Below are 22079 nucleotides of genomic sequence, written 5' to 3' on the forward strand. Positions count from 1 at the left end.
CTAGTCCTCGCCGAGCCCCCGGTCGGCGGTGAACGCGTTGAAGCAGATGATGGTCTGGGTGTCCTTGACCCCGGGGATGGTCTGGATCTTCCGGTTCACGAAGCGCCCGATATCGGCCTCGGCCTCGACGGCGAACTGGGCCAGCAGGTCGAACGCGCCCGAGACCGAGTGAACCTGCCGGGTCTCGGCGACCTCGTCGACGATCTGGGAGGCGACCTCGTAGGTCCGCCCGAGCTCGCACTTGATGAAGATGTAGAACTGCCGCATCGCGACCCCGCTTCGTGTTTCGCGCCCGCGCCTAGAGCTGCGTGCGCACCGTCCAGAGTTCCGGGAAAAGGCGCAGATCCAGCGCCTTGACCAGGTAGGAGACGCCGCCCGATCCGCCGGTGCCGCGCCGGAAACCGATAATGCGCTCGACCGTCTTCATGTGGTTGAAGCGCCATTGCTGGAACTTCTGTTCCAGGTCGACGAGCTTCTCGGCGAATTCGTAGAGCTCCCACCAGCGCTCGGTGTCGAGATAGACCTGTTTCCACGCCGCCTCGACGGCGTCGCTGGCCTCGTAGGCCTCCGACCAGTCGCGCTCGAGCGCGGCCTCGGGAATGGCGAGCCCCTGGCGGGCGGCGAAGCGCAGCGTCTCGTCATAGAGGCTCGGCGCGTTCAGCGCCTCGAGAACCCGGGCGTGGGCGTCGGGATCGCCCTTGTGGACGCGGGCGAGCGCGGCGTTCTTGTTGCCGAGCCGGTATTCCAGCATGCGGTACTGCCAGCTCTGGAAGCCCGAACTCTGGCCGAGCGCGTCGCGGAATTTCAGGTAATCCGACGGCGTCATCGTCGCCAGCACGGCCCAGGACTGGGTGAGCTGCTCCTGGATGCGCGCGATCCGCGCGAGCATCTTCATCGCCGGGCGGGTCTCGTCCCGCGCGACGTGCGCGATCGCGGCGTCGAGCTCGTGCAGGCAGAGCTTGAGCCACAGCTCGGAGGCCTGGTGGATGATGATGAACATCATCTCGTCGTGCTCGTCGGTTAGAGGCGATTGCGCCGACAGCACAGCGTCGAGCTTGAGATAGGAGCCGTAGGTCAGCCCCGCGTCGGGATCCCAGTGGATGTCCTCGCCGGCGAGATCGACGGAAGTCTTGAACCGGTCGCTCATGCGCACTCCCTTTCGCGGCGGTCTATCCGGGCGGGGGCGTTCCGGCAAGCCGAAGCGAAAAGGGCGGCCGTCGCCGGCCGCCCTTCCGCGATCGCAACGAGGCGGGCCATCACCAGCCGCATTCGCGGTCGGCGTTGGCTTCCTCGAGATGATCCATGAGCGGCTCGAAATAGGCGATGATCGCCGAGCCGTCCATTTCGCGCGTGCCCGTGAAGCGCTCGAGCACGTCCGGCCAGGGCTCGGACGCACCGGCCTCGAGCATGGCGTTGAAGCGCTCGCCGACTTCCTCGTTTCCGTAGATCGAGCAGCGATGCAGCGGGCCTTCCCACCCGGCCATCTCGCAGGCGGCCTGGTGGAACTGGAACTGCATGATGAAGCTCAGGAAGTAGCGCAGATAGGGCGTGTTGCCCGGGATGTGGTACTTCGCGCCCGGATCGAAGGCGTCGTCGGGACGCGGCCCCGGCGGGGCGACGCCCTGGTAGCGGGTGCGCAGCTCCCACCACGCCTCGTTGTAGTTCTCGGGCGTGGTCTCGCCGCGGAACACGCTCCAGCGCCACTTGTCGACCATCAGGCCGAAGGGCAGGAAGGCGATCTTGTCGAGCGCCTGGTTCATCAGGATGCCGAGATCGGCGTCGGCGGGCGGAACCTCGTCGATGAGCCCGATCTGGCGCAGATACTCCGGCGTGATCGACAGGCCCACGAAATCGCCGATCGCCTCGTGGAAGCCGTCATGGGCGCCGGTGCGGAACAGGAAGTCCTGCTCGTTATAGGCGCGCTGGTAGTAGTTGTGCCCCAGCTCGTGGTGCACCGTCTGGAAATCCTCGGCGTTGATCTCGGTGCACATCTTGATGCGGATGTCGTCGACATTGTCGAGATTCCACGCCGACGGATGGCACACGACGTCGCGGTCCTCGGGCTCGGTGATCAGCGAGCGCTCCCAGAACGTGTCCGGCAGCGGCTCGAAGCCCAGCGAGGAGAAGAAGGCCTCGCCGGTCTCCACCATCCGGCGGGCGTCATAGCCCTGCTCGTTGAGGATGGTCGTGAGGTCATAGCCCGGATCGGAGTCCTCGGGCCCGACGAGCGGGTAGATGTTGGACCATTGCTGGGCCCACATATTGCCCAGCAGGTCGGCGCGGATCGGCCCGTCGGCGGGCTGGACGGCGTCGCCGTACTCTTCGTTGAGCTCGGCGCGGACGGCGCAGTGGAGCTGTTCGTAGAGCGGCTCGACCTGGCCCCACAGGCGCTCGACCTCGGCCTCCATCTCGTCGGCGGGCATGTCGTAGTTCGACAGCCACATCTGGGCGAGATTGTCGAAGCCGAGATGGTTCGCGCCGTCATTGGCGATCTCGACCATGCGCGCATAGTCCTCGGCCATCACCGGCGAGACCGTGCGCCAGCCCTCCCAGACCTCGCGCAGCTCCTCGCGATCGCGCGAGTTCTCGATAATGTTGGACAGCTCGTTGAGCGTGAGCCCCTCGCCGTCGATCTCGAAGGTTCCCGTCGAGTAGGTCGACTCCAGCCGGGTGGTGATCTCGGAGAGCTCCTCGACGATCTCGGTGTCGGCCGGCGCCGGGATCGTGATCCCCGAGCGCAGCATGTTCAGCTTGCGCTGCATCTCCTGGGGCAGGTCGAGATCGGCGTACTCGGCGGCCTCCTCGGCCAGGCGCACTGACAGCTCGGTCGACTCCGCGCCGGCGCGCGAGGCCAGCCAGTTGGTGTCGTGATTGATGTAGGTGTTCTGCACCCAGTAGACGCGCGCGGCGTATTCGCTGGTCTCGGCGAGTTCGGCCTCGGCGCGCTCGAGAAACGCCGCGGCGTCCTCCTGCGTCGGCGCGGCGGCTTCGGCGGAAGCGGCTTCGCTCTCGCCTCCGGCGTCCGGGGCGTACGCATCGCACGCCGCAAGCGCGAGCGCGGAGATCGCCGCGCCGCATAGCCACATCGTCTTCATCGCCCATCCCTCCTGAAAGCGGTGGCGCGAGGGAAGCCGCTGGGTCCGGGAAGGTCAATCGTGCGGCGCAACATCACCGCGCAGAGAGCGTGAACGCGAGCGGCGGCAGATCGGCGATGCGCGCCTCGATTTTCTGACCCGCCTCCACCGCGCCGACGCCCGCGGGCGTGCCGGTGAAGACGAGGTCGCCGGCCTCCAACCGGAACAGGCGCGAGAGATGCGCAATGATCTCGCCCGATCGCCAGACCATCTGGTCGAGATCGCCGGCCTGGCGGGTCTCGCCGTCGACGGAGAGCGTGACCTCCCCGCGCTCGGGAACCGCCCCGGGCCGGATCGGCCCCATCGGCGCGGAGCCGTCGAAGCCTTTCGCGGTGGTCCAGGGGCGCCCGGCTTTTTTCGCCTGGGCCTGCAGATCCCGGCGCGTCAGGTCGACGCCGACCGCTGCGCCATAGACATGCGCCATCGCCTGTTCGACGGGAATGTCCGCGCCGCCCGACTTCAGCGCCAAGACGAGTTCGACCTCGTGATGGAGATCACGCGTCGCCGGCGGGTAGGGGATCTCGTCGGCGCAAACAGCCGCGTCGCGCGGCTTGGAAAAGAAGAACGGCGCCTCGCGGTCCGGATCGCCGCCCATCTCGCGCGCGTGATCGGCATAATTCCGGCCGACGCAGTAGATCCGGCGCACAGGGAAGGCGCCGCCGCCTTCCACGGGGATCGCGACGACGGGCGGAGGATCGATGACATAGCGGCTCATGAGGCCTCCCTGGCTGGAGCGGCGCGCACTCTTGCGCGTCGCGCCGCCGGAGACAAACGCGTCCTGCGCCTTGCCGCGCTGCGTGCGCAGCTTCTATCGTCCAGACCGGTCGAGCGGCGCGGGGAGCGCGGAGCGAATGGGCGCGAGGTTTCGCAGGCGGCAGTCGCCGATCTTCCGCAAGCGCGGCGGTCTCGGGCCGATTGCGATCGCCGCGGTGTTCGTCGTCGCCGCGATCATCGCGCTGGCGGCGCTCGAGCTGACCGGAAACGGTTTTCTCGGCCTGTTCGACGGCTGATCCGCCGCCCCGGCGCCTCGCGCAATAAGGAGCGCCATGCCGATGCCGAAGCTCATCGCCGCCCTGATCGGAGGAGTTCTCCTGATGGCCTCAACTCCGGCGGACGCGCAGGTCCGCGCCCGCGATATCGGCGTCGCGCCCGGCGTGCTGGAGCCCGGATCGCTCAACGCGATCACCGATGTCGCCGGCGTGCGCGTCGGCCATGTCACGCTGATCGAGCCGCCCGCGATCCGCACCGGTGTGACGGCCATCCTGCCCCACGGCGGCGATCTCTACGCCGACAAGGTTCCCGCCGGCGTCGTCGTCGGCAACGGCTACGGCAAGCTGATGGGCTCCAGCCAGATCGCCGAGCTCGGCGAGATCGAGACGCCGATCCTGCTCACCAACACGATGGCCGTCCCGCGCGCGGCCGACGGCATCCTCGACTGGACGCTGGCCCGGCCGGGCCACGAGGACATCCGCTCGGTGAACATGGTCGTCGGCGAAACCAACGACGCCCGCCTCAACGACATCCGCGCCCGCGTCGTCACGCCGGCCCACGCCGTCGAGGCGATCGAGACCGCGAGCGGCGGACCGGTCGCCGAAGGCGCCGTCGGGGCCGGCGCCGGGACCGTCGCCTTCGGCTGGAAGGGCGGGATCGGAACCAGTTCGCGGGCGCTGCCCGAAAGCCTTGGCGGCCACACGATCGGCGTGCTCGTCCAGACCAATTTCGGCGGCGTGCTGACGATGGACGGCCTGCCGGTCGGCGAGCGTCTCGGACAGTTCTATCTCGACGACCACGTCGCCGACGATCGCGCCGACGGCTCGATCATGATCGTGGTGGCGACCGACGCCCCGCTGTCCGACCGCAATCTCACGCGGCTGGCCCGCCGCGCGCTGGCGGGGCTGGCGCGAACCGGCGCGTCGATGACCAACGGGTCGGGCGATTACGTCATCGCGTTTTCGACGGCGGAGTCCGTGCGCCGCACGCCCGAGCGCCGCAGCGGCGAGGCGGAAATCGCCGAGCTGTCCAACAGCGCGATGTCGCCGCTCTTCCAGGCCGTCATCGAAACCACCGAGGAGGCGATCTACAACTCCCTGCTGATGGCCGAGACCGCCCGCTACGAAGGCCCGGACGGAGAAACCCGCACGGTCGAGGCGCTGCCCGTCGACGCGGTCCGCGCGATGATCGCGGAACGCGACTAGGACAGACGCCCCTCGGTCCGCAAAGCCGCGACGACGCGGTCGGCCAAGTTCGCGCACCGCGCGCCGTCGAAGGGATAAAGGCCGGAGAAGCCGGCCTCCAGCGAGCCGTCGATCGCCTCGCGGATCAGGCGTCGCGCCCGGAACAGGCGCGTCTTGACCGTCTGCGGCTTGACGCCCATCGCCTCGGCGGCTTCTTCGGTCGTCAGCCCCTGGACGTCGCGCAGGATGAAGACGAGCCGGAAGGCGGCCGGCAGACCGTTGAGGGCCTGCTCGATGAAGCGCCGCGCCTCTGCGCGCGCCGCGCTCGCTTCCGGATCGGGCGGATTCGACGGGAAGGGCAGGATCTGTCCTCCGTTCTGATTGGCGTGCATGTCGATCGCCTCGAGATCCGCGGTGGGCCGCCGTTTCCGCAGACGGCTGAGCGCCGCGTTGACCGCGATCCGCGTCAGCCACGTCGAAAGCGCCGCCCGCCCGTCGAATCCGTCGAGCCGGGTGAAAGCCTTCACATAGGCTTCCTGGACGACGTCCTCGGCCTCGTGATCGCTGTCGAGCAGGCCGCGGGCCGCTCTGAAGAGGCGTTGATTGTTGCGCCGGATGATCTCCCGGACGGCGGCCTCGTCGCCGTTTCGCGCCCGTCTCACGAGATCGGTTTCATCCGCCGTCGACGTCGCCGCCTGCGGCTGCGACGCCGGGGCGCGATTTTCCGGATCAGCTCGCATGGCTCTCTCCATCCGCCTCAGCCGGCCGGGCGCACGACGCCGGACGCCCGGATCGCATCGATGGCGGGCAGGGCGTCGGCGACCGCTCGCGGGATGCGGCCGTCCGCCGGAGCGTCGAACCCGGCATCGTCGCACGTCCCTACGAGGATGCGTCCCGCCATGCCGGCCGCCTCGTGGGGAATGCAGTAGTAATCGTACACGCCCTCCGCGGTCAGGATCGTCTCGAAGGTCTCGCCCGGCGCGAGATAGCCGGAGTCGAACGGCGCGGCGTCGACGGGGATGCGCGCGGGCTTGCCGAAATTGTCCGGGTGATAGGCGGTCGCCGTGTGCACGTTCGCCCGGTCGAGATTGGTCCAGCGCACGCGCGTTCCCGGCGCGATCAGCACGCCAACCGGATCGAACCAGACCTGCGCGCCCCCGCCGCGTCCGCCCATGACGATGTCGAACACCGCTTCCTGGCCGCGCGCGCGGCCGAGCGGGAGGAGCGGGACGGCGATCGCCGTCCCGCCCGCTTGCAGAAGAAGGCGTCGCGTCGGGGTCATTCGGCGACCCGGGCTTCGCCGGCGACGCTCACGTGCCACAGCACGACATGGGCGTGCGGCTCGTCCACGCCCGGATGGCCGGCGTTGTAGACCACGTCGACGTGGTCGACATCCGCCTCGGGCGTCGCGAGATCGTCGAAGCCGGCCGCATCGGGACCGAGGCGGCTCAGCGGGATCATGTAGATCGTGCTCACCAGCGCGCCCTCGCGGTCATAGGCGAGGAACGGCCCGGCCGGCAGCGTCGCCGGGTCGACGAAGAGCCGCCCCATGCCCGGCAGGAAGTCGGGCAGGGGGGTCAGCTCGCTCACCGCGGCGAAGTGGGCGGGCGGCGGCGCCTGGCCGACCTCGCCGTCATCGGCGTGCGCGCTTGCGCCCAGCGCCAGCGCGGCGACAAGGCCTCCGAAAAGGATCATTTTCATGAACGGGTCTCCGTGTCTTCGGTTGAAACTCGATTGCCGGCGCGAACGCCGGATCGGTCCTTTGGACGCGGATCGCGGGTTGAGGTTCCCGGGAGAGTTCGAACGGATCGCCGCTGGACGCGGAGGCGCCCCGGCTTGCCCTTCGACGCCGCCCCGTCTATGCCCAAGCGCTTTGCAGCCGACGAGGACCACTGAATGGCGATCGGGACCGGCGTCGCACTCGCCGTCTATTTCATCGGGATGCTCGCGATCGGGCTCTATTCCTATCGCGAGTCCACGAGCGACGTGTCCGGCTACATGCTCGGAGGACGCAAGCTCGGCCCGGCGGTGACGTCGCTGTCGGCGGGCGCGTCCGACATGAGCGGCTGGATGCTGCTCGGCCTGCCCGGCGCGATGTACGTCTCGGGCTTCTCGGCGAGCTGGATCGCGATCGGCCTGCTGCTGGGCGCGCTGGCGAACTATCTCCTCGTCGCGCCGCGCCTGCGCGTCTACACTGAGGTCGCCCGCGACGCGATCACCATCCCGGACTTCTTCGAGAAGCGCTTCGAGGACAATTCGCGCCTGCTGCGCGTCATCTCCTCGGTCGTCATCGTCATCTTCTTCACACTCTACACCAGCTCCGGCGTCGTCGCCGGCGGCAAGCTGTTCGACAGCGCCTTCGGGATGAACTACCAGCTCGGCCTCTACATCACCGCCGGCGTCGTCGTCGCCTATACGCTGTTCGGCGGCTTCATGGCCGTGTCGATGACCGACTTCGTCCAGGGCTGCATCATGTTCGTCGCCCTGGTGACGGTGCCGATCGTGGCGCTCTCCGAGGTCGGCGGCGCCGCGGCGGCGGCCGAGACCGTCCGCGAGATCGACCCGACCATGCTCGACATGTTCGGCGGCATCGGCGCGGTCGGCGTGGTTTCGGCGATGAGCTGGGGGCTCGGCTATTTCGGCCAGCCCCACATCATCGTGCGCTTCATGGCGATCCGCTCGGTGAAGGACGTCGCCGCGGCGCGCAATATCGGCATGAGCTGGATGTTCGTCACGCTCGTCGGCGCGCTCGCCACCGGCATCGTCGGGCTCGCCTACGTCACGCGCATGGGCGTCGGCCTCGACGATCCCGAGACCATCTTCATCGTCCTGTCCTCGGATCTGCTGTTCAATCCGTGGGTCGGCGGCTTCCTGCTCGCGGCGATCCTCGCAGCGATCATGTCGACGATCTCCTCGCAGCTGCTGGTCTCGTCGAGCTCGCTCACCGAGGACTTCTACAAGATCTTCCTGCGCCGCTCGGCCAGCCAGAAGGAGCTGGTGATGGTGGGGCGCATCTCGGTCCTGCTCGTCGCCGCCGTGGCGATCGCGCTGGCCTACAATCCCGAGAGCAACGTGCTCACTCTGGTGTCCAACGCCTGGGCGGGCTTCGGCGCGGCGTTCGGGCCGGTCGTGATCCTGTCGCTGTTCTGGCGGGGCATGACGCGCGCGGGCGCGCTGGCCGGCATGATCGCCGGCGCGGTGACGGTGCTGTTCTGGATCTACGCGCCGATCACGATCGACGGCCGCGAACTCAGCGCGGTCCTCTACGAGATCGTGCCCGGTTTCGCGATCTGCCTGGCTGTGGTCGTCGTGGTCTCGCGTCTCGGTCCGCCGCCGCGCGAGAGCGTCATCGCGACATTCGACGAGATGGAGCGCGTGAAGGCCGAAGCCCTCGGCGAACGCGCGCCCGAACGGGCGGGGAAGGCGGGCGCCGAAACCGGCCCGGTTACGTAGGGCGCGCCTTTCTGATAGTTAATACAGGCATCGGAGCGTGAGGGGACGTGCGCGGTAGCGCGCACCCGCTCCAATCGTGATCCGACCCGACTGCGCTGCAGAGGCGTCGCATCGCATGCACGCGCCGCGCGAATACGGATGCGGATTCGACCGTCGCTTCGGCGGACGGGTGCGGATTTCGCGGGTCCGGCTTGCTTCCGCCTTCATTCTCGCAGGGGCTGCGGTCTCGACCGCGTGTGCGGCGCCGGGCGAGCAGACGGCCGGGACGCCGGGCGCCGGGACGGTCCACGCCTTCTCCGAAACCGATGACGGGCGCCGTGTGGAGCTATCGACCGGCGCGGTGTTTCAGGTGCGACTGCGCGCTACGCCGGGCACGGGCTACGGCTGGACGGTGAGCGAGCCGGCCCCGCCCGAACTCGCACTCCTGAGCGACGAACTCGAAGGACCGGCCGAAGCCGCCCCGGGGGCGGAGGAATCCCACGTCTTCCGCTTTCGCGCCGTCGAGCCCGGAACCGCCGAGCTTCGCATGGTCTATCGCCGGCCCTGGGAGGCCGGCGTCGAGCCGCTGCGAACCTTCTCGCTCCACATCGAAATCGAAGACTGAGGGACAGGCACAGCAACCAGGAGGTTGAATCTATGGCTGGGATCAAATCCGTGTGGACGCGCATCGCGCGATGGCCCGGAGCGGCGACTGCCGCGGCTTTTCTCACGGCGGGGCTCGCCTTCGCGCCCGCGCACGCCCAGGAAAGCGACGATGCGGCCCGGGAGGTGATGCAGGGCCTGACCGACGCCTTGGTCGACGCCATCAACGATGACGAGGACGAGGACCAGTCGGACGACGGCTCCGGCTCGGATCAGCAGACACAGGAAGACCCGGACGAGACGCAGGACTCGTCCAGCCCGAACCTTCAGCGCATGCCCGGCACGGTGGTCGACCCGCGCGTCCTCCAGCCGCAGGGCGAACCCGAAGAAGAAACCGAGAGCCAGGACGAGGGCGGGTCGAGCCCGATGATCACGCCTGGCGTGATCCAGCCGACATTGCCCGCGGTCCGGCAGCCGGAGCTGTCGCCGCAGGCGATGGAGCGCCTCCAGCAGATCCGCGACTCGGTTGAAGCGGGCCGGATCCGGACGATCGGCGCGCGCCCGCGCTTCGAGGTCGCGGCCAACCCGGCGCTGGAGCTGAACATCAATCAGCTGGCGGGCACGCGCGCGCCGCGCAACCTGCCGGCGCTCGCCCGCGAGCAGAACCAGCTCGCCCGCGCGCTGCTGAGCCTCGACGCCGGCGCGGCGGAAGCCCATGTGCGGACCACGAACCAGGCGCTTTCCGAGACCGGCGCGCTGGCGCAGTGCAATCCGTCGGCGAACGAATTCGACTGGCGCGACCACAACAAGGTCACCCCGGTGCGCAACCAGGGCGCCTGCGGCAGCTGCTGGGCCTTCGCCGCGCTCGGCGCCTACGAGGGCAACAACGCCATCCGCAACAACACGATGGTCGACGGCTCCGAGCAGCGCTTCGTCAGCTGCCCGAACGCCGGCGGCTCGTGCGGCGGCGGCTGGTACGGGACGACCTTCGACTACATGATGCCCACGGGCACGAGCACCGAGAGCGCCTATCCCTACACGGCGTCGAACGCGACCTGCCAGCCGGCGACGCCGACGCCGCATCACGCGGTGGCGTGGGGCTATGTCGACGACAATGGCGGAACGCCCTCGGTCAACGAGATGAAGGAGGCGCTGTGCGAGCACGGCCCGCTGGCGGTCGCCGTGCGCGTCACGAGCGCGTTCCAGGGCTATTCGAGCGGCGTCTTCAACGAGGACGCCGACGGCGACGTCAATCACGCCGTCACGATTGTCGGCTGGGATGACGACGACGACGCCTGGATCATGAAGAACTCGTGGGGAACCGGCTGGGGCGATAACGGCTATATGCGCATCGCCTACGGCAGCAACCGGATCGGCTACGGCGCGGCGTGGGTCCATGCCCGCAATGAAAGCTATCTCCGCGAGGACTGCATCGGCTTCAACACCGACCGTGCGCGGGTCTCGCGCGAGAACGGCCGGTGGAAGATCGTCGACGGCGACAGCTGGCTGTTCGATTTCGGCGACAGCCGTTCCGAGGCTCGCGCGGCGATGCGCACGATCCGGAACTACGACATGGACCGGGTGTGCTATATCGGCCGGCCGGATCCCAGCATGACCTACCTGCTGTCCGGCGACGACGCGCCGCAAGGCGCCATGAGCGGCGCCGACTGCATCGGCTTCAACGCCGATCAGCTCGACGTGCGCCGCGTCGACGGACGCTGGAAGGTCGTGTCGGGGAACCAGTGGCTCCTCGATTTCGGAAACAACTCCGAAGAGGCTTGGGAGGCGCTCGCCGCCATCGAGCGCTACGGCTTCACGCAGCAGTGCTTCGTCGGGCGGCCCGACCCGTCCTTCACCTACTGGCGGCGCTGAACGGCGCGGTCAGCCCGCACGAGGAAAGCCCGGCGCGATCGCGCCGGGCTTTCTTCATTGCAGCGGCCGCGCGCCGGTGTGACCGACGCTAGTTGGGATCGTCGCCGCCGAGCGCATTGAGCAGCGCATCGCGCAGCTCGTCGCGGACCGCGTCCTCCAGGCTGCGTTCGACCTCCTCCGCCGGCTGCTGGACCTGCTGGTTCGCGTCCAGTTGCGGGGCGACGCCGAGCGGTTGATAGGCGTGGGGATCGACCGGCCGGTCCAGCGAGAAGTCCCGGATCGGCGGAACCCGTCCGCCCTCCAGTCCGATATCGGCCGGCGTCAGCTCGATCTGCTGGGCGGCCGCCGAGGAGGGCTGTTGCGGCGAAGCCGCCTGCAGCCCTTCGACCGCCTGCAGGCGGATCGGCCCGATGCGCTCGGTCATGGCCCGGGCGACTTCCGGATCGAGCTGGGCGACGATCCCGCCGCCGGCGATCTCGATCAGCGCGGCGTTGCTCATCCGGTCCCGGCGTCCGTCCGCGATGGCCCGGTTGTTGCCGAGCGCCAGCTCGTAGCGCCCCGGCGGCATGTCGTCGGGAACGGTGACGATGAGCCGCGTCGGCGCGAAACTGTCCAGCGACATGGAGCGGTGCGATCCGTCCTCGCCGAACAGCGAGACGGTGAAGCCGCCATAGGTTTCGCCGAACACCCCGTCGAGATGGAAGGTCTGACCCGGAGCGACCCGGGTGTATTCGCCGAGCACGGCGCCGGCGACGCCGACGCGATCGATGCGCGGCCGGAACACGTCGCCGGACGACCGCCAGCTCACCGCCAGCGCCCGGCTGGTCTCCGTCATCGGTCCGACGCTGAGCGTCACGCCGGCGTCGCTTCCGTCCCACCAGGTGAGCGGAATCTCGCCGTCCCGGCTGCGCCAGTAGCGCCGGCCGCCCAGCCGGCCATCCGGGGCGCGGGCCACGGCGAGATGGAGCATGTGTCCGTCCTCAGCCGTGTCTCCCGGCCAGGCGAAGCGATCGTCGGGATCGTCGCGCCGGCGCACGTCGGCGGGCCGCACGCTCGCCCCGTCGGTCGCCCGGTAATGCCAGACCACCAGACCGGCGTCGGACACGCCGTTGTCGGCGTAACGCGGACACGCCGAATCCGGCAGGTGGGACCCAGCACAGTCGGCCGGGTGAGGGGTCCGGAACTCGACCATGAAATACTCGTCGAGCCCGCGGGCGGGATCGTAGAAGACGATCGGCCGCGACCAGTCCCGTCCGACATCGTGGCCGGGCGAGCCGAGCAGCGTCGCGCCCGCCCCGCCGTCAATGGGCTGGAAGCGTGGACGGACCCAGCCGAAGCGCGCCTTGTGCCACGGATCGAAATGCATGAAGCGGTCGTCCCACAGCATCGCGGCCATCGGCGTGGCGCGATAGTTCAACGCACGACGCGGCCCGTAGATGTCGACCCCGCCCCAGGCGTGCATGGTCTCGTGGACGAGACCGGCGAGCGTGGTTTCCCGGGCGACCAGCAGCACGGGTATTCGCACGCGAACCCCGTCGAGCGTCGTTTCCAGCGAGAATCCCATCTGACCGCCGATGCCGTCATCGGCGCCGAAGCGCAGGATCATCAGCTCGGAGCGGTCCACCAGCCCGTCGCCGTTGGCGTCATAGCGGGCGAAGTTGATCCGCCGGTCGAGGAGGTGGAGCACGCGCGTGCGATACTCGACCTCGTGGCGCTCGATCCCGTCGCCGTCGAGGTCGTATTCCGACATGTCGAAACCGTAGAGATCGCGAAAGCGCGCCCGGCCGTCGGCGCCGTCCCGCGACAGCGCCCACGCCCCGTCATCGCCGTCTTTCATGCCCGAGAGCTGATCGAAGCGGATATCATCGCGCACGATCGGCAGGAAGCTGGTGTCGAGCTGGTAGCGCCCGTTCGAAGTCGAGTTCAGCATGTCGCTGAAATTGCCGGGATCGTCGCCGAACAGCCGGCCGTAACGGGCCAGGTCCGTCGGGCCGAAATCCTTGTCCTCGAACGCGATCATCGAGATCAGCAGCGGCGTGGAGACGGTGCGCTCCCGCGCCAGCGGATCGTCTGGCAACGCGCCCTCGCCGGGCGCGCGCGGGCGCCAGTCGGCGTAACCGACATCGGAAAGATTGAACCCGAAGCTCTCCGAATCCGACTGATCGGCCGCGGGCGGGAACACGAAGCCCTCGGTGCGATATCGCCGGTAGTTCGCGGCCAGCGTCGTCCCGGAGCGGTCGTTGGGCACGATGTCGCCGCGCGCGACCTGGAGACGGGCGTCGGTCGAGGCGAAGTTGTCCGCCCGCGTTCCGCTCCAGTAGCTCACCAGCGGCGCGGCGCCGGCCACCGGCCGGTCGAACACGTAGCCCTCGAGCCGGAAGCGGCGATACCCGTCGCGCGTCGCCTGCGAGGTCCACGCGGGATCGCTGGTCAGGAAGTTGTCGCCGCGGCCGGGATGCCAGAAACTCCACAGCTCGACCGTGCCCGGCGGCTGCGGCGCGTCAGGAGAGAAGATCCGGCCCTCGGACCGGATCATCCTGTAGTCCGGCGAGCGCCGGTCGCCGGGCGAGCCGGCCCAGGAGTCCTGGGTCGTCGTGAAGTGGTCGCCGCGCGACGGGCTATACCAGGTGCGCAGCTCGACGAGCGTCTGCGCCGCCGCGCCGCCGGTCACGAGCGCAAGGCCTGCGCACGCCGCGGCGAGCGCCCGCGCGAGAATACCGATAGGCATGATCCGTCCTCCCAGCCGGAAATGATTTATTAACCATACTCCGGATCGCGGCCGGCGTCATGCCGCGCCGCGAAGGGCCTATCGCCAGGGCAGTCCCGCGGCGATGCCGGGGATGGCCGCCGCCAGCCGGTCGACCGCCCCGGCGTCGAGGCTGTCTGTCTCGACCCGCTCGCTTACGGCGGGCGGACGACGCTTGCGGCTTCGGTCGTAGGCGGGATCGTAATGCGCGTCGATCAGCGCGGCGGCGAGACCCTGGTGATCGCCGGCCTCGGCGAGGGCGCGCCATTCGGCGATATCCGCCTTGGCGTGCTTGTCGACCAGCCTGTCGAGCGCGGCGTGCACGCGGTCTCGATCCGCGACCATGTCCGGATAGGCGGTGACGAGGTATGTCGCCCGCGCCGCGGCGGGCGCGACGATCTCCACGCGCGGGGCGGCCTTCATCGCCGCCCAGAGCCGGGCGGGGACCCGGCATCGGCCGACCAGGCTCGACTCCGCCTCCACGAAGACCGGCCGGTCGAGATCGAAACGGCGCAGCGCGTCCCAGATCGCCGTCTCGAACGCCTTCTGGGCGGGCTGCTCGGCGTCGGCGAAGCCGCCGAACACGGAGCCGCGATGGGCGGCGAGGCCCTCGAGATCGATGACCTGCTCGCCGCGCTCGGCCATGCGCCGCAGGACGTCGGTCTTCGCCGTCCCGGTCTGGCCGTCGATCAGCACGACGGGGAGGGGATCCTCGCTGTGGGTGAGCGCGGCGACGACCTGCCGGCGCCAGGTGCGGTAGCCGCCCTCGACCACCGAGACCTTCCAGCCGACCGAGGCCAGCACGGTCGCCATCGCGTTCGAGCGCATGCCGCCTCGCCAGCAATAGATGAGCGGCCGGAAGCGCTTGGGCCGGTCGGCCAGCGCGGTCTCCAGGTGCGCGGCGATATTGCGCGAGACGATGGCCGCGCCGAGCCGGCGCGCGACGAAGGGCGAGTCCTGAGTATAGATCGTTCCGACCCGGGCGCGCTCGGCGTCGTCGAGGACGGGCAGGTTGATCGCGCCGGGCACATGGTCCTCGGCGAATTCCGCGGGCGAGCGGACGTCGATGATCGCGTCGTAGGCGGCGAGCGCCTGCGGAGAAAGATCGTCGATGAGGTCGAAACGCTGCATGGGCCTCGTATAGTCTGCGCCGTCGCCCCGGCGCCAGCCGCCCGCCAGCCTCGAACCGGATTTCGCCGATGACCGACTCCCCGACCGCGCCCACGCTCACCTCGCTCGCCCGCGGCGGCGGCTGCGGCTGCAAGCTCGATCCCGGCGTGCTCGACGAAATCCTCGCGCGCACGCCGCTCGCCGGCGGGTTCCCGGACCTGATCGTCGACGCGGCCGGACGCGACGACGCGGCCGTCTACCGGCTCGGGCCCGACCAGGCGATCGTCGCCACGACCGACTTCTTCGCCCCCGTCGTCGACGACCCGGACGCCTTCGGTCGCATCGCGGCGACCAACGCGCTGTCCGACGTCTACGCCATGGGCGGCAAGCCGATCTTCTGCCTCGCGCTCCTGGGCGTGCCGGTGGGCGAGGTGCCGGCCGAGACGATCCGCGCCATCCTCGAGGGCGGCCGGGCCGTGGCCGAGGCCGCGGGCGCGCCGATCGCCGGCGGCCACTCGATCGACGCCGCCGAGCCGTTCTACGGCCTCGTCGCGCTGGGCCTCGTCCATCCCGACCGGATCCTCGCCAACGCCGGCGCGCGCCCCGGCGACGCGCTCATTCTCGGCAAGCCGCTCGGGATCGGCGTGTTCAGCGCGGCGCTGAAGCGCGGTCTGCTTTCCGATGACGACTATGCGCGGATGATCGCCTCGACCACGCTGATGAACACGCCCGGCGCGGACCTGGCCGAACTCGACGGCGTCCACGCCGCCACCGACGTCACCGGCTTCGGCCTGCTCGGCCATCTCAGCGAGGTCTGCCAGGCCAGCGGCGTCCGCGCCGTCGTCGAGCGCGCCGCGGTTCCCGTCTTCGACGGCGCGCGGCGCCTCGCGGGCGAGGGGGTCCGCACCGGCGCGTCCGGGCGAAACTGGACGGCGGTGAGCCCGCTCGTCGAAACGCCGTCGGACTGGAACGATCTCGACCGGGATCTGCTCTGCGACCCCCAGACCAGCGGCGGGCTGCTGGTGAGTTGCGCGCCCGAGGCGGTCGACGCCGTGCTCGAGGTCTTCGCCCGCCACGGCCACGAGAGCGCGGCGGTAGTGGGGAAGATCGCACAAGGCGCCCCGACGATCGCGGTGACCTAGGCGCGCGCCGCATTCTCCTGCGCCGCTGGCCAGACGCGCCCGGCCTCGCTTAGGGTCGGACGCGCGCGGAGACAGGGGAACGGCGCTTGGCGATCCTCGATCAGCTCCTGCAATGGGTGGAGGCGCATGAACGCCTCCTGTCCGGGCTCGCCGCCCTGGTCGTCGTCCTCGGCGTGTTCGTCTCCCCGCTGGGCGCGATGCTCCGCAAAGCGCTCCGGCGGCAGCCGGAAGAGGGACGAGAGGGGTCCGGCCGACCCGCTCGACCCGATGACGCCGACCGGGCCGCTGAAAACGAGCTCGCCTCGATCGTCGTGCTGCCCTTCGACGCGCTGTCCCAGGCCCCCGAGGACGCGGTGCTCGCCGACGCGGTCACCGAGGATCTCACCACCCAGCTCGCCCGCGTGCCGCGCTATTTCGTCATCGCGCGCACCTCGGCCTACGCCTACAAGGACCAGCCGCTCGACGTGCGAACGATCCGGGAAGAGCTCGGCGTGGCCTACGCGCTGGAGGGCAGCCTGAGGCGGGCCGGCGAGCAGATCCGCGTGACCGCCCAGCTCATCGACACGCGCTCCGGCAGCCACGTCTGGGCGGGGCATTTCGACCGCGACGCGGAGTCGCTGCTCGACCTGCAGAACGATCTCATCTCCGAGATCGTCGCCCATCTGGGCTCGCAGATTAATCTCGCCGAGGTGCGCCGGCTGGAGACGCGGCGACGCGTGAAGCCCTCCGCGATGCAGCACTACAACCAGGCCGCCGCGGTCATCATCCGCAAGGGCCTCAACCCGGACGCCGTCGAGGAGAGCAACGCCGAGCTGCGCGAGGCGCTCGAGCTCGAACCCGAATTCGCCCCGGCGATGGCCCAGCTCGCGCTCCAGGAGGCGATCGCGATCATGACCGGGCGGATCGAGGACACGCCCGAAGCGCGCGCCGAGATCGCGACGATGGCCGATCGCGCGGTGAGCCTCGAGCGCGACGCGCCCGACGTGCTCGGCTACGCCGGCTGCGCGCTGTGCGATATCGGCGAGGGCGAGCGCGGCCTGCCGCTGCTCGATCGCGCCCTCGAGCTCGACCCGTCGAACGCCCAGGCCCACGCCGCCAAGGGCGCGTCGCTGATCCTTCGCGGCCGTTTCGCGGAAGGCGTCGACGAACTCGAGGCCGCCGTCCGCATCAGCCCGAAGCACCCGGCGGTCGCCTTCTGGCTGCACCAGCTGGGACTCGGGCTGCAGCAGCTCGGCCGGCTCGACGAGGCGCGCGCCGCGCTCGAGCGCGCCCGGCGCTACGACGCCGACTTCCTGCCCGCCGCGCTCCTGCTGGCGCGGATCCTTTCCGACAGCGGCGAGACCGACGCCGCGCGCGAACTGATCGCCGAAGTGCGGGCGGATCATCCCGACCTCGGGCCCGAGACGCTCAAGCGCCACGGGCTGGATTTCTCGGACCTGGCGGGGGAGGACCGCAAGGCGTAGACAAGCCGTCAGCAGGCTCGATGGAGAAGACATGATCACAAGGACCCTGCTCATGGGCCTCGGCGCTGGGTTGGCGGCCGTATTCGCCGCCGCGACCGCCATGGCTCAGGAACGATCCGGGGACGCCTCGCCCTACGCCGGGCTCGAGACCCGCGAGATCAAGAGCCTCTCGGAAGCCGACATCGAGGAGATTCGCCGTGGCGGCGGCTGGGGCCTGGCGCTGGCCGCCGAGCTCAACGGCGTTCCGGGACCCGCCCACCTGCTGGAGCTGCGTGAAGATCTCGAGCTGACCGCGGAGCAGACCGCCGAAATCCGCGCGATATACGACGACATGCGACGCGAGGCCGTGGCCGCCGGGGAACGGCTGATCGAGGCCGAGGCGGCGATCGAGACGGCCTTCCGAGACGGGCGCCTCGACGAGGCTCGCCTGCGGTCGCTGATCGCCGAGGCCGAGGCCGCGCGCGCCGAACTGCGATTCATCCATCTGTCGCGGCATCTCGCGACCCCGCCGCTCCTGACGGACGCGCAGATCGCGCAATACCGCGAGATCCGCGGATATGCGGCGCAAGACCCGTGCAACCGGGTCCCAACGGGTCACGACCCCCGAATGTGGCGCCGGCACAATGGCTGCCCGGAACCCGATTGAGCGGGCGGTTCGCAGCGAACTTCGGCGGGCGAAGCCGTGTTCGGATTGGCGGAGGAGGAGGGATTCGAACCCCCGGAGCGCGTGAACGCTCAACGGTTTTCAAGACCGCCGCTTTCGACCACTCAGCCACTCCTCCGCTGAGGCCGCATGTAGCCCTCGCACGCCCGCGCCCGCAAGGCGGGCGGCGCCCGGTTGCCCGTCCGGCCCCGCCTTCCTAACGTTTCTCTCACCTGTTCGGGGGAGAGTCGGGGTCATGACGATCCGGCGACATATCGGCCGCCTGGGCGCGGCTGCGCTCATGCTCGGCGTCGCGGCGTGCTCGACGGCGCGCGCCCCCGAATCGCGCCTCGCCGCCGCGCCGGACCGCGGCGCGCCCGAACGCAGCGCCCCGCAGGGACCCGGCCTGTCGACGCCCGCGCCGCGGTCGGTCGCGACGGGCGTGGCCTCCTGGTACGGGCCCGGCTTCCACGGCAATCTCACCGCCAACGGCGAGATCTTCGACCAGACGAAGCTGACCGCCGCCCACCGGACGCTGCCCCTGCCGAGCCTGGCGCGCGTGACGCGGCTCGACACCGGCGAGAGCGTGGTCGTGCGCGTCAATGATCGCGGGCCCTACGCCGGCGATCGCATCATCGATCTCAGCCGCGCCGCCGCCGCCGCGCTCGGCTTCATCGAGGACGGGGTGACCGAGGTGCGCGTCGAGGCGCTGGGCCCCGCCGATCCGCACGACCGGGCGGCGCGCGCGCAATTCTTCGACCCCGCCGAGGGTCCGCCGCGCGGCCAGGCGCCGCTCGGCGCGTCAGCCGGCGAATAGGCCCGCCGGGTCTGGGCGCCACGGTTCCGCCGCGTTTCGGTGTGCGATAGAAAGACGCGCGGGCGCGACGCCCGCCGCCGATTCCGTCCGTGACCCGCACCGGAGCCGCCCATGCGTCCGATCCTCGCGCTTCTCGCCCTCGTCGCTTTTCCGCTCGCCGCCGCCAACGCCCAGGACGGCGCGTTCCGCACGCGCGCCGAACACGCCGTGATCATGGATCACGACACCGGCGCGGTGCTCTATTCCAAGGCCGGCGAGGAGCCGATGTATCCCGCCTCGATGTCGAAGCTGATGACCGTGCTGATGGCGTTCGAGGCGCTGGAGGAGGGGGCCTTGTCGCTCGACGACGAGCTGCCCGTGAGCGCCCACGCCTGGCGGCGCGGCGGCTCGGCGTCGGGCTCCTCGACGATGTTCCTCGAGCCCGACACGCGGGCGCGCGTCGACGATCTGCTGCGCGGCATCATCGTCCAGTCGGGCAATGACGCCTGCATCGTCATCGCCGAGGCGCTGGGCGGCACGGAGGAGAACTTCGCCGAGATGATGAACGAGCGCGCCGCCGAACTCGGCCTGGAGACCGCGCATTTCGTCAATTCCACCGGCTGGCCCGACCCCGAACACGTCATTTCGGCGGAGGACCTGGCGGAGCTCGCGCGGATCATCGTTTCCGAATATCCCGATTACTATTCGATATTTGCGGAAGAAACCTTCACCTATAACGGAATTCGCCAGTTCAACCGCAACCCGATCCTGGGGCTGGTCGAGGGAGTCGACGGCCTCAAGACCGGCCACACCGAGGCCTCCGGCTACGGCCTCGTCGCCTCGGCGGAACGCGACGGCGAGCGCCGCATTGTCGTGTTCAACGGCATGGACAGCGAGAACGCGCGCGCCGACGAGGCCGAGCGGCTTGTCCGCGCGGCCTTCCACGAGTTCGCGCTGGTCGACATCGCCGCGGCCGGCGACGTCGTCGGCGAGGCCGAGGTGTTCATGGGCGAGGGCGCGCGCGTCGGTCTGCGTCTCACCGAGGACGTCAGCCTCGGCATGCACCGCCGCGATCGCGACGACGTGACGGTCGAGGTGGTCTACGAGGGCCCGGTCCATGCGCCGGTGGCCGCCGGCGACGCGATCGGCGCGCTGGTCGTGACGATGCCCGACGGCCGAACGCACGAGTATCCGCTCGAGGCCGCCTCCGAAGTGCCCCGCAAGGGCGCGCTCGGCCGCGCGCTCACCGCGCTGGCCTCGATGATCCGCGGCGCCTGACGGCGTGGCGCGGGGCCGCTTCATCACGCTCGAGGGCGGGGAGGGCGCCGGCAAGTCCACGCTGGCCCTCGCGCTCGCCGCCGGTCTGGCCGCGCGCGGCGTCGAGACCGATCTGACGCGCGAGCCCGGCGGCACCGCCGACGCCGAGCTGATCCGCCAGCTGCTGGTGACGGGCGAGGCCGATCGCTGGAGCCCGATCAGCGAGACGCTGCTCCTCTACGCCGCCCGCGCCGACCACGTCGAACGCCGCATCCGGCCGGCGCTGGACCGCGGCGACTGGGTGATCTGCGACCGCTTCGCCGACTCCACGCGCGCCTATCAGGGCGCGGCCGGGAAGCTGGACCCCGATCGCATCGACGCAATCCACGCCGCGACGCTGGGCGGCTTCGCCCCGGACCTCACCCTGATCGTCGATCTCGACCCGGCCGAGGGCCTGAAGCGCGCCGAAAAGCGCGGCGAGGCGCGCACGCGCTTCGAGGCGCGCGACCTGGCGTTCCACCGGGCCCTGCGTGACGGCTTTCTGGAGATCGCACGGCGCGAGCCCGATCGCTGCGTCGTGCTGGACGGCCGGCTCGATCCCGACGCGCTCGCCGCCGCCGCGCTCGAGGTCGTCGACCAGCGGCTGGGAGCGAAGGCGTGAGCGAGACCGGCCAGCCCGAAGCCGACCGGGAAGGCGAGCTGCCGCACCCGCGCGCGGTCTATCAACTGTTCGGTCACGACCCGGCCGCAGCCGCCGTCGAGCAGGCATTCGCCGGCGGGCGCATGCATCACGCCTGGATGATCACCGGGCCCAAGGGGGTGGGCAAGGCGACGCTGGCCTGGCGGATCGCGCGCCGCGTCCTCGGCGCCGCGCCGGCCGGCGACGGTCCGCTGTCGGCCGACCCGGAGGATCCGGTCTGCCGGCGGCTCGAGGCGCTATCGCATCCCGATTTCCTGCTGATCCGGCGGCCCTATGATGACAAGCGCGGCCGGATCCGCGCCGAGATCACCGTCGAGGAGAGCCGCCGTGCGCCGGATTTCTTCTCGCGCAGCGCCGGCGGTCATGACGGTTGGCGGGTCTGCCTCGTCGACGCCGCCGACGAGATGAACGCCAACGCGGCCAACGCCATCCTCAAGACGCTGGAGGAGCCGCCGAAGCGCGGCCTGCTTCTCCTCGTGGTCAATGCGCCGGGCCGGCTGCCCGCGACGATCCGTTCGCGCTGCCGGCGGCTGTCGCTGCGCGCGCCGGACATCGAGGCCACGGCGGACTGGCTGAGCGCGGCCCACGGCCTCGCGCCCGAACTCGCCGCCAAGGCCGCCGCGCTCGCCGGCGGCGCGCCGGGCCGGGCGCTGGCGCTGGCGGCGACCGACGCCCCCGCGCTCAAGGACGAACTCGACCGGGTGCTCGACGCCCTGCCGCGGCTCGACCGCGCCGCGATCGCCCGGCTCGCGGCAAAGTGCGGCCAGAAGGACGGCGACGCCTTCAGGCGCACGCTGCTCGATTTCCTCGGCGTCTACGCGCAGGGTCGCGCGCGGACCCTGGCGCTCGAGCAGGGCGGGGTCGAGGACGCCGGCCGCTGGGTCGACGCCGGCGACGCGCTGGCGCGGCTGGCGAGGGAGAGCGAAACCCTCTATCTCGACCCGAAGCAGACCACCCACGCGGCCTTCGCCATCCTCCAGGACGCCGCCGCCGCAGACTGACGGACG

21 protein-coding genes and 1 tRNA gene are annotated in these 22079 nt (G+C 70.3%); 12 read left to right on the forward strand and 10 right to left on the reverse strand.

Annotated elements, in window-relative coordinates; genetic code table 11:
• From DDZ18_RS05590 to DDZ18_RS05605, 4 genes are all read right to left on the reverse strand, one after another.
• Entirely contained in the window at nt 1–267 is a 267-nt protein-coding gene (locus DDZ18_RS05590) for an Lrp/AsnC ligand binding domain-containing protein (RefSeq protein WP_109252402.1), read from the reverse strand.
• A gap of 31 nt (nt 268–298) precedes the next feature.
• Complete coding sequence (gene kynA / locus DDZ18_RS05595; RefSeq protein WP_109252403.1) at nt 299–1147, reverse strand: tryptophan 2,3-dioxygenase; 849 nt, start codon at nt 1145–1147, stop codon at nt 299–301.
• 109 nt (nt 1148–1256) lie between these two features.
• On the reverse strand, nt 1257–3095 hold the full coding sequence (locus DDZ18_RS05600; RefSeq protein ID WP_109252404.1) for a M2 family metallopeptidase: 1839 nt from the start codon (nt 3093–3095) through the stop codon (nt 1257–1259).
• 73 nt (nt 3096–3168) lie between these two features.
• Nucleotides 3169–3849 (reverse strand): fumarylacetoacetate hydrolase family protein, encoded by a 681-nt coding sequence (locus tag DDZ18_RS05605; RefSeq protein WP_109252405.1) that lies wholly within the window; start codon nt 3847–3849, stop codon nt 3169–3171.
• Nucleotides 3850–3880: 31 nt separating this feature from the next.
• On the opposite strand from DDZ18_RS05605, the gene DDZ18_RS13870 reads away from it, so the two are divergent.
• Nucleotides 3881–4144 carry a hypothetical protein gene (locus tag DDZ18_RS13870; RefSeq protein ID WP_158272080.1) on the forward strand — a complete coding sequence of 88 codons (264 nt, stop codon included), beginning with the start codon at nt 3881–3883 and terminating at the stop codon, nt 4142–4144.
• A gap of 42 nt (nt 4145–4186) precedes the next feature.
• Nucleotides 4187–5329: a DmpA family aminopeptidase gene (locus tag DDZ18_RS05610; RefSeq protein WP_109253058.1), complete on the forward strand. Its 1143-nt coding sequence runs from the start codon at nt 4187–4189 to the stop codon at nt 5327–5329.
• Here DDZ18_RS05610 and DDZ18_RS05615 read toward each other — a convergent pair.
• The 3 genes from DDZ18_RS05615 to DDZ18_RS05625 are packed head-to-tail and all read right to left on the reverse strand — an operon-like array spanning nt 5326 to nt 7009.
• A complete protein-coding gene (locus DDZ18_RS05615) occupies nt 5326–6048 on the reverse strand; it encodes an RNA polymerase sigma factor (RefSeq protein ID WP_109252406.1) in 723 nt (240 codons plus the stop codon). The genes DDZ18_RS05610 and DDZ18_RS05615 overlap by 4 nt on opposite strands.
• Nucleotides 6049–6065: 17 nt before the next feature.
• Nucleotides 6066–6590 carry a plastocyanin/azurin family copper-binding protein gene (locus tag DDZ18_RS05620; protein ID WP_109252407.1) on the reverse strand — a complete coding sequence of 175 codons (525 nt, stop codon included), beginning with the start codon at nt 6588–6590 and terminating at the stop codon, nt 6066–6068.
• Nucleotides 6587–7009 carry a DUF5602 domain-containing protein gene (locus DDZ18_RS05625; RefSeq protein ID WP_199241135.1) on the reverse strand — a complete coding sequence of 141 codons (423 nt, stop codon included), beginning with the start codon at nt 7007–7009 and terminating at the stop codon, nt 6587–6589. Before DDZ18_RS05625 ends, DDZ18_RS05620 begins: the two co-directional genes overlap by 4 nt.
• 195 nt (nt 7010–7204) lie before the next feature.
• Between DDZ18_RS05625 and putP the strand changes: the two genes are divergently transcribed.
• The 3 genes from putP to DDZ18_RS05640 all read left to right on the forward strand — a co-directional run bounded on the left by putP (nt 7205) and on the right by DDZ18_RS05640 (nt 11215).
• Complete coding sequence (putP, locus tag DDZ18_RS05630) at nt 7205–8761, forward strand: sodium/proline symporter PutP (RefSeq protein WP_109252408.1); 1557 nt, start codon at nt 7205–7207, stop codon at nt 8759–8761.
• Nucleotides 8762–8876: 115 nt separating this feature from the next.
• Nucleotides 8877–9365 carry a protease inhibitor I42 family protein gene (locus DDZ18_RS05635; RefSeq protein WP_109252409.1) on the forward strand — a complete coding sequence of 163 codons (489 nt, stop codon included), beginning with the start codon at nt 8877–8879 and terminating at the stop codon, nt 9363–9365.
• Between the two features lie 32 nt (nt 9366–9397).
• Nucleotides 9398–11215: a C1 family peptidase gene (locus DDZ18_RS05640; RefSeq protein ID WP_109252410.1), complete on the forward strand. Its 1818-nt coding sequence runs from the start codon at nt 9398–9400 to the stop codon at nt 11213–11215.
• Nucleotides 11216–11303: 88 nt separating this feature from the next.
• On the opposite strand, the gene DDZ18_RS05645 is transcribed toward DDZ18_RS05640, so the two are convergent.
• Complete coding sequence (locus DDZ18_RS05645; RefSeq protein WP_109252411.1) at nt 11304–13943, reverse strand: metallopeptidase domain-containing protein; 2640 nt, start codon at nt 13941–13943, stop codon at nt 11304–11306.
• Nucleotides 13944–14021: 78 nt separating this feature from the next.
• Complete coding sequence (gene mnmH / locus DDZ18_RS05650; RefSeq protein WP_109252412.1) at nt 14022–15092, reverse strand: tRNA 2-selenouridine(34) synthase MnmH; 1071 nt, start codon at nt 15090–15092, stop codon at nt 14022–14024.
• Nucleotides 15093–15160: 68 nt separating this feature from the next.
• Here mnmH and selD point away from each other — a divergent pair, with 68 nt between their 5' ends.
• The 3 genes from selD (at nt 15161) to DDZ18_RS05665 (ending at nt 18322) form a co-directional block, all read left to right on the forward strand.
• The gene (gene selD, locus DDZ18_RS05655) at nt 15161–16213 is read left to right on the forward strand and encodes a selenide, water dikinase SelD (RefSeq protein ID WP_109252413.1); all 1053 of its coding nucleotides are present in this window, start codon (nt 15161–15163) and stop codon (nt 16211–16213) included.
• An 86-nt stretch (nt 16214–16299) separates the two neighbouring features.
• Nucleotides 16300–17676, forward strand: a complete 1377-nt coding sequence (locus DDZ18_RS05660) for a tetratricopeptide repeat protein (protein WP_109252414.1) — start codon at nt 16300–16302, stop codon at nt 17674–17676.
• Nucleotides 17677–17707: 31 nt separating this feature from the next.
• Complete coding sequence (locus tag DDZ18_RS05665) at nt 17708–18322, forward strand: periplasmic heavy metal sensor (protein ID WP_199241136.1); 615 nt, start codon at nt 17708–17710, stop codon at nt 18320–18322.
• A gap of 46 nt (nt 18323–18368) precedes the next feature.
• Here the strand turns inward: DDZ18_RS05665 and DDZ18_RS05670 are convergent.
• A tRNA-Ser gene (locus DDZ18_RS05670) sits at nt 18369–18458 on the reverse strand.
• 117 nt (nt 18459–18575) lie between these two features.
• On the opposite strand from DDZ18_RS05670, the gene DDZ18_RS14205 reads away from it, so the two are divergent.
• From DDZ18_RS14205 to DDZ18_RS05690, 4 genes are all read left to right on the forward strand, one after another.
• The gene (locus tag DDZ18_RS14205) at nt 18576–19136 is read left to right on the forward strand and encodes a septal ring lytic transglycosylase RlpA family protein (protein WP_109252415.1); all 561 of its coding nucleotides are present in this window, start codon (nt 18576–18578) and stop codon (nt 19134–19136) included.
• A gap of 111 nt (nt 19137–19247) precedes the next feature.
• Nucleotides 19248–20393, forward strand: coding sequence for a D-alanyl-D-alanine carboxypeptidase family protein (locus tag DDZ18_RS05680; protein WP_109252416.1), 1146 nt, complete (start codon nt 19248–19250; stop codon nt 20391–20393).
• Nucleotides 20394–20397: 4 nt separating this feature from the next.
• Complete coding sequence (gene tmk / locus DDZ18_RS05685) at nt 20398–21033, forward strand: dTMP kinase (RefSeq protein ID WP_109252417.1); 636 nt, start codon at nt 20398–20400, stop codon at nt 21031–21033.
• Entirely contained in the window at nt 21030–22073 is a 1044-nt protein-coding gene (locus tag DDZ18_RS05690) for a DNA polymerase III subunit delta' (RefSeq protein ID WP_109252418.1), read from the forward strand. The genes tmk and DDZ18_RS05690 overlap by 4 nt, the downstream gene beginning before the upstream one ends.
• Nucleotides 22074–22079 lie beyond the last annotated feature (6 nt).

It is taken from the genome of Marinicauda salina (assembly GCF_003122085.1).
GTDB classification, from domain to species: Bacteria; Pseudomonadota; Alphaproteobacteria; order Caulobacterales; family Maricaulaceae; genus Maricicauda_A; species Maricicauda_A salina.

Excerpts from the sequence above, each read along its gene's own strand:
- putP (WP_109252408.1), top strand. The coding sequence starts at position 7,205 with ATGGCGATCGGGACCGGCGTCGCACTCGCCGTCTATTTCATCGGGATG.
- DDZ18_RS05605 (WP_109252405.1), bottom strand. The coding sequence starts at position 3,849 with ATGAGCCGCTATGTCATCGATCCTCCGCCCGTCGTCGCGATCCCCGTG.
- DDZ18_RS05620 (WP_109252407.1), bottom strand. The coding sequence starts at position 6,590 with ATGACCCCGACGCGACGCCTTCTTCTGCAAGCGGGCGGGACGGCGATC.
- DDZ18_RS05680 (WP_109252416.1), top strand. The coding sequence starts at position 19,248 with ATGCGTCCGATCCTCGCGCTTCTCGCCCTCGTCGCTTTTCCGCTCGCC.
- DDZ18_RS14205 (WP_109252415.1), top strand. The coding sequence starts at position 18,576 with ATGACGATCCGGCGACATATCGGCCGCCTGGGCGCGGCTGCGCTCATG.
- DDZ18_RS05665 (WP_199241136.1), top strand. The coding sequence starts at position 17,708 with ATGATCACAAGGACCCTGCTCATGGGCCTCGGCGCTGGGTTGGCGGCC.
- mnmH (WP_109252412.1), bottom strand. The coding sequence starts at position 15,092 with ATGCAGCGTTTCGACCTCATCGACGATCTTTCTCCGCAGGCGCTCGCC.
- DDZ18_RS05645 (WP_109252411.1), bottom strand. The coding sequence starts at position 13,943 with ATGCCTATCGGTATTCTCGCGCGGGCGCTCGCCGCGGCGTGCGCAGGC.
- DDZ18_RS05590 (WP_109252402.1), bottom strand. The coding sequence starts at position 267 with ATGCGGCAGTTCTACATCTTCATCAAGTGCGAGCTCGGGCGGACCTAC.
- DDZ18_RS05625 (WP_199241135.1), bottom strand. The coding sequence starts at position 7,009 with ATGAAAATGATCCTTTTCGGAGGCCTTGTCGCCGCGCTGGCGCTGGGC.
- kynA (WP_109252403.1), bottom strand. The coding sequence starts at position 1,147 with ATGAGCGACCGGTTCAAGACTTCCGTCGATCTCGCCGGCGAGGACATC.
- DDZ18_RS05640 (WP_109252410.1), top strand. The coding sequence starts at position 9,398 with ATGGCTGGGATCAAATCCGTGTGGACGCGCATCGCGCGATGGCCCGGA.
- DDZ18_RS05635 (WP_109252409.1), top strand. The coding sequence starts at position 8,877 with ATGCACGCGCCGCGCGAATACGGATGCGGATTCGACCGTCGCTTCGGC.
- DDZ18_RS05610 (WP_109253058.1), top strand. The coding sequence starts at position 4,187 with ATGCCGAAGCTCATCGCCGCCCTGATCGGAGGAGTTCTCCTGATGGCC.
- DDZ18_RS05600 (WP_109252404.1), bottom strand. The coding sequence starts at position 3,095 with ATGAAGACGATGTGGCTATGCGGCGCGGCGATCTCCGCGCTCGCGCTT.
- DDZ18_RS05615 (WP_109252406.1), bottom strand. The coding sequence starts at position 6,048 with ATGCGAGCTGATCCGGAAAATCGCGCCCCGGCGTCGCAGCCGCAGGCG.
- selD (WP_109252413.1), top strand. The coding sequence starts at position 15,161 with ATGACCGACTCCCCGACCGCGCCCACGCTCACCTCGCTCGCCCGCGGC.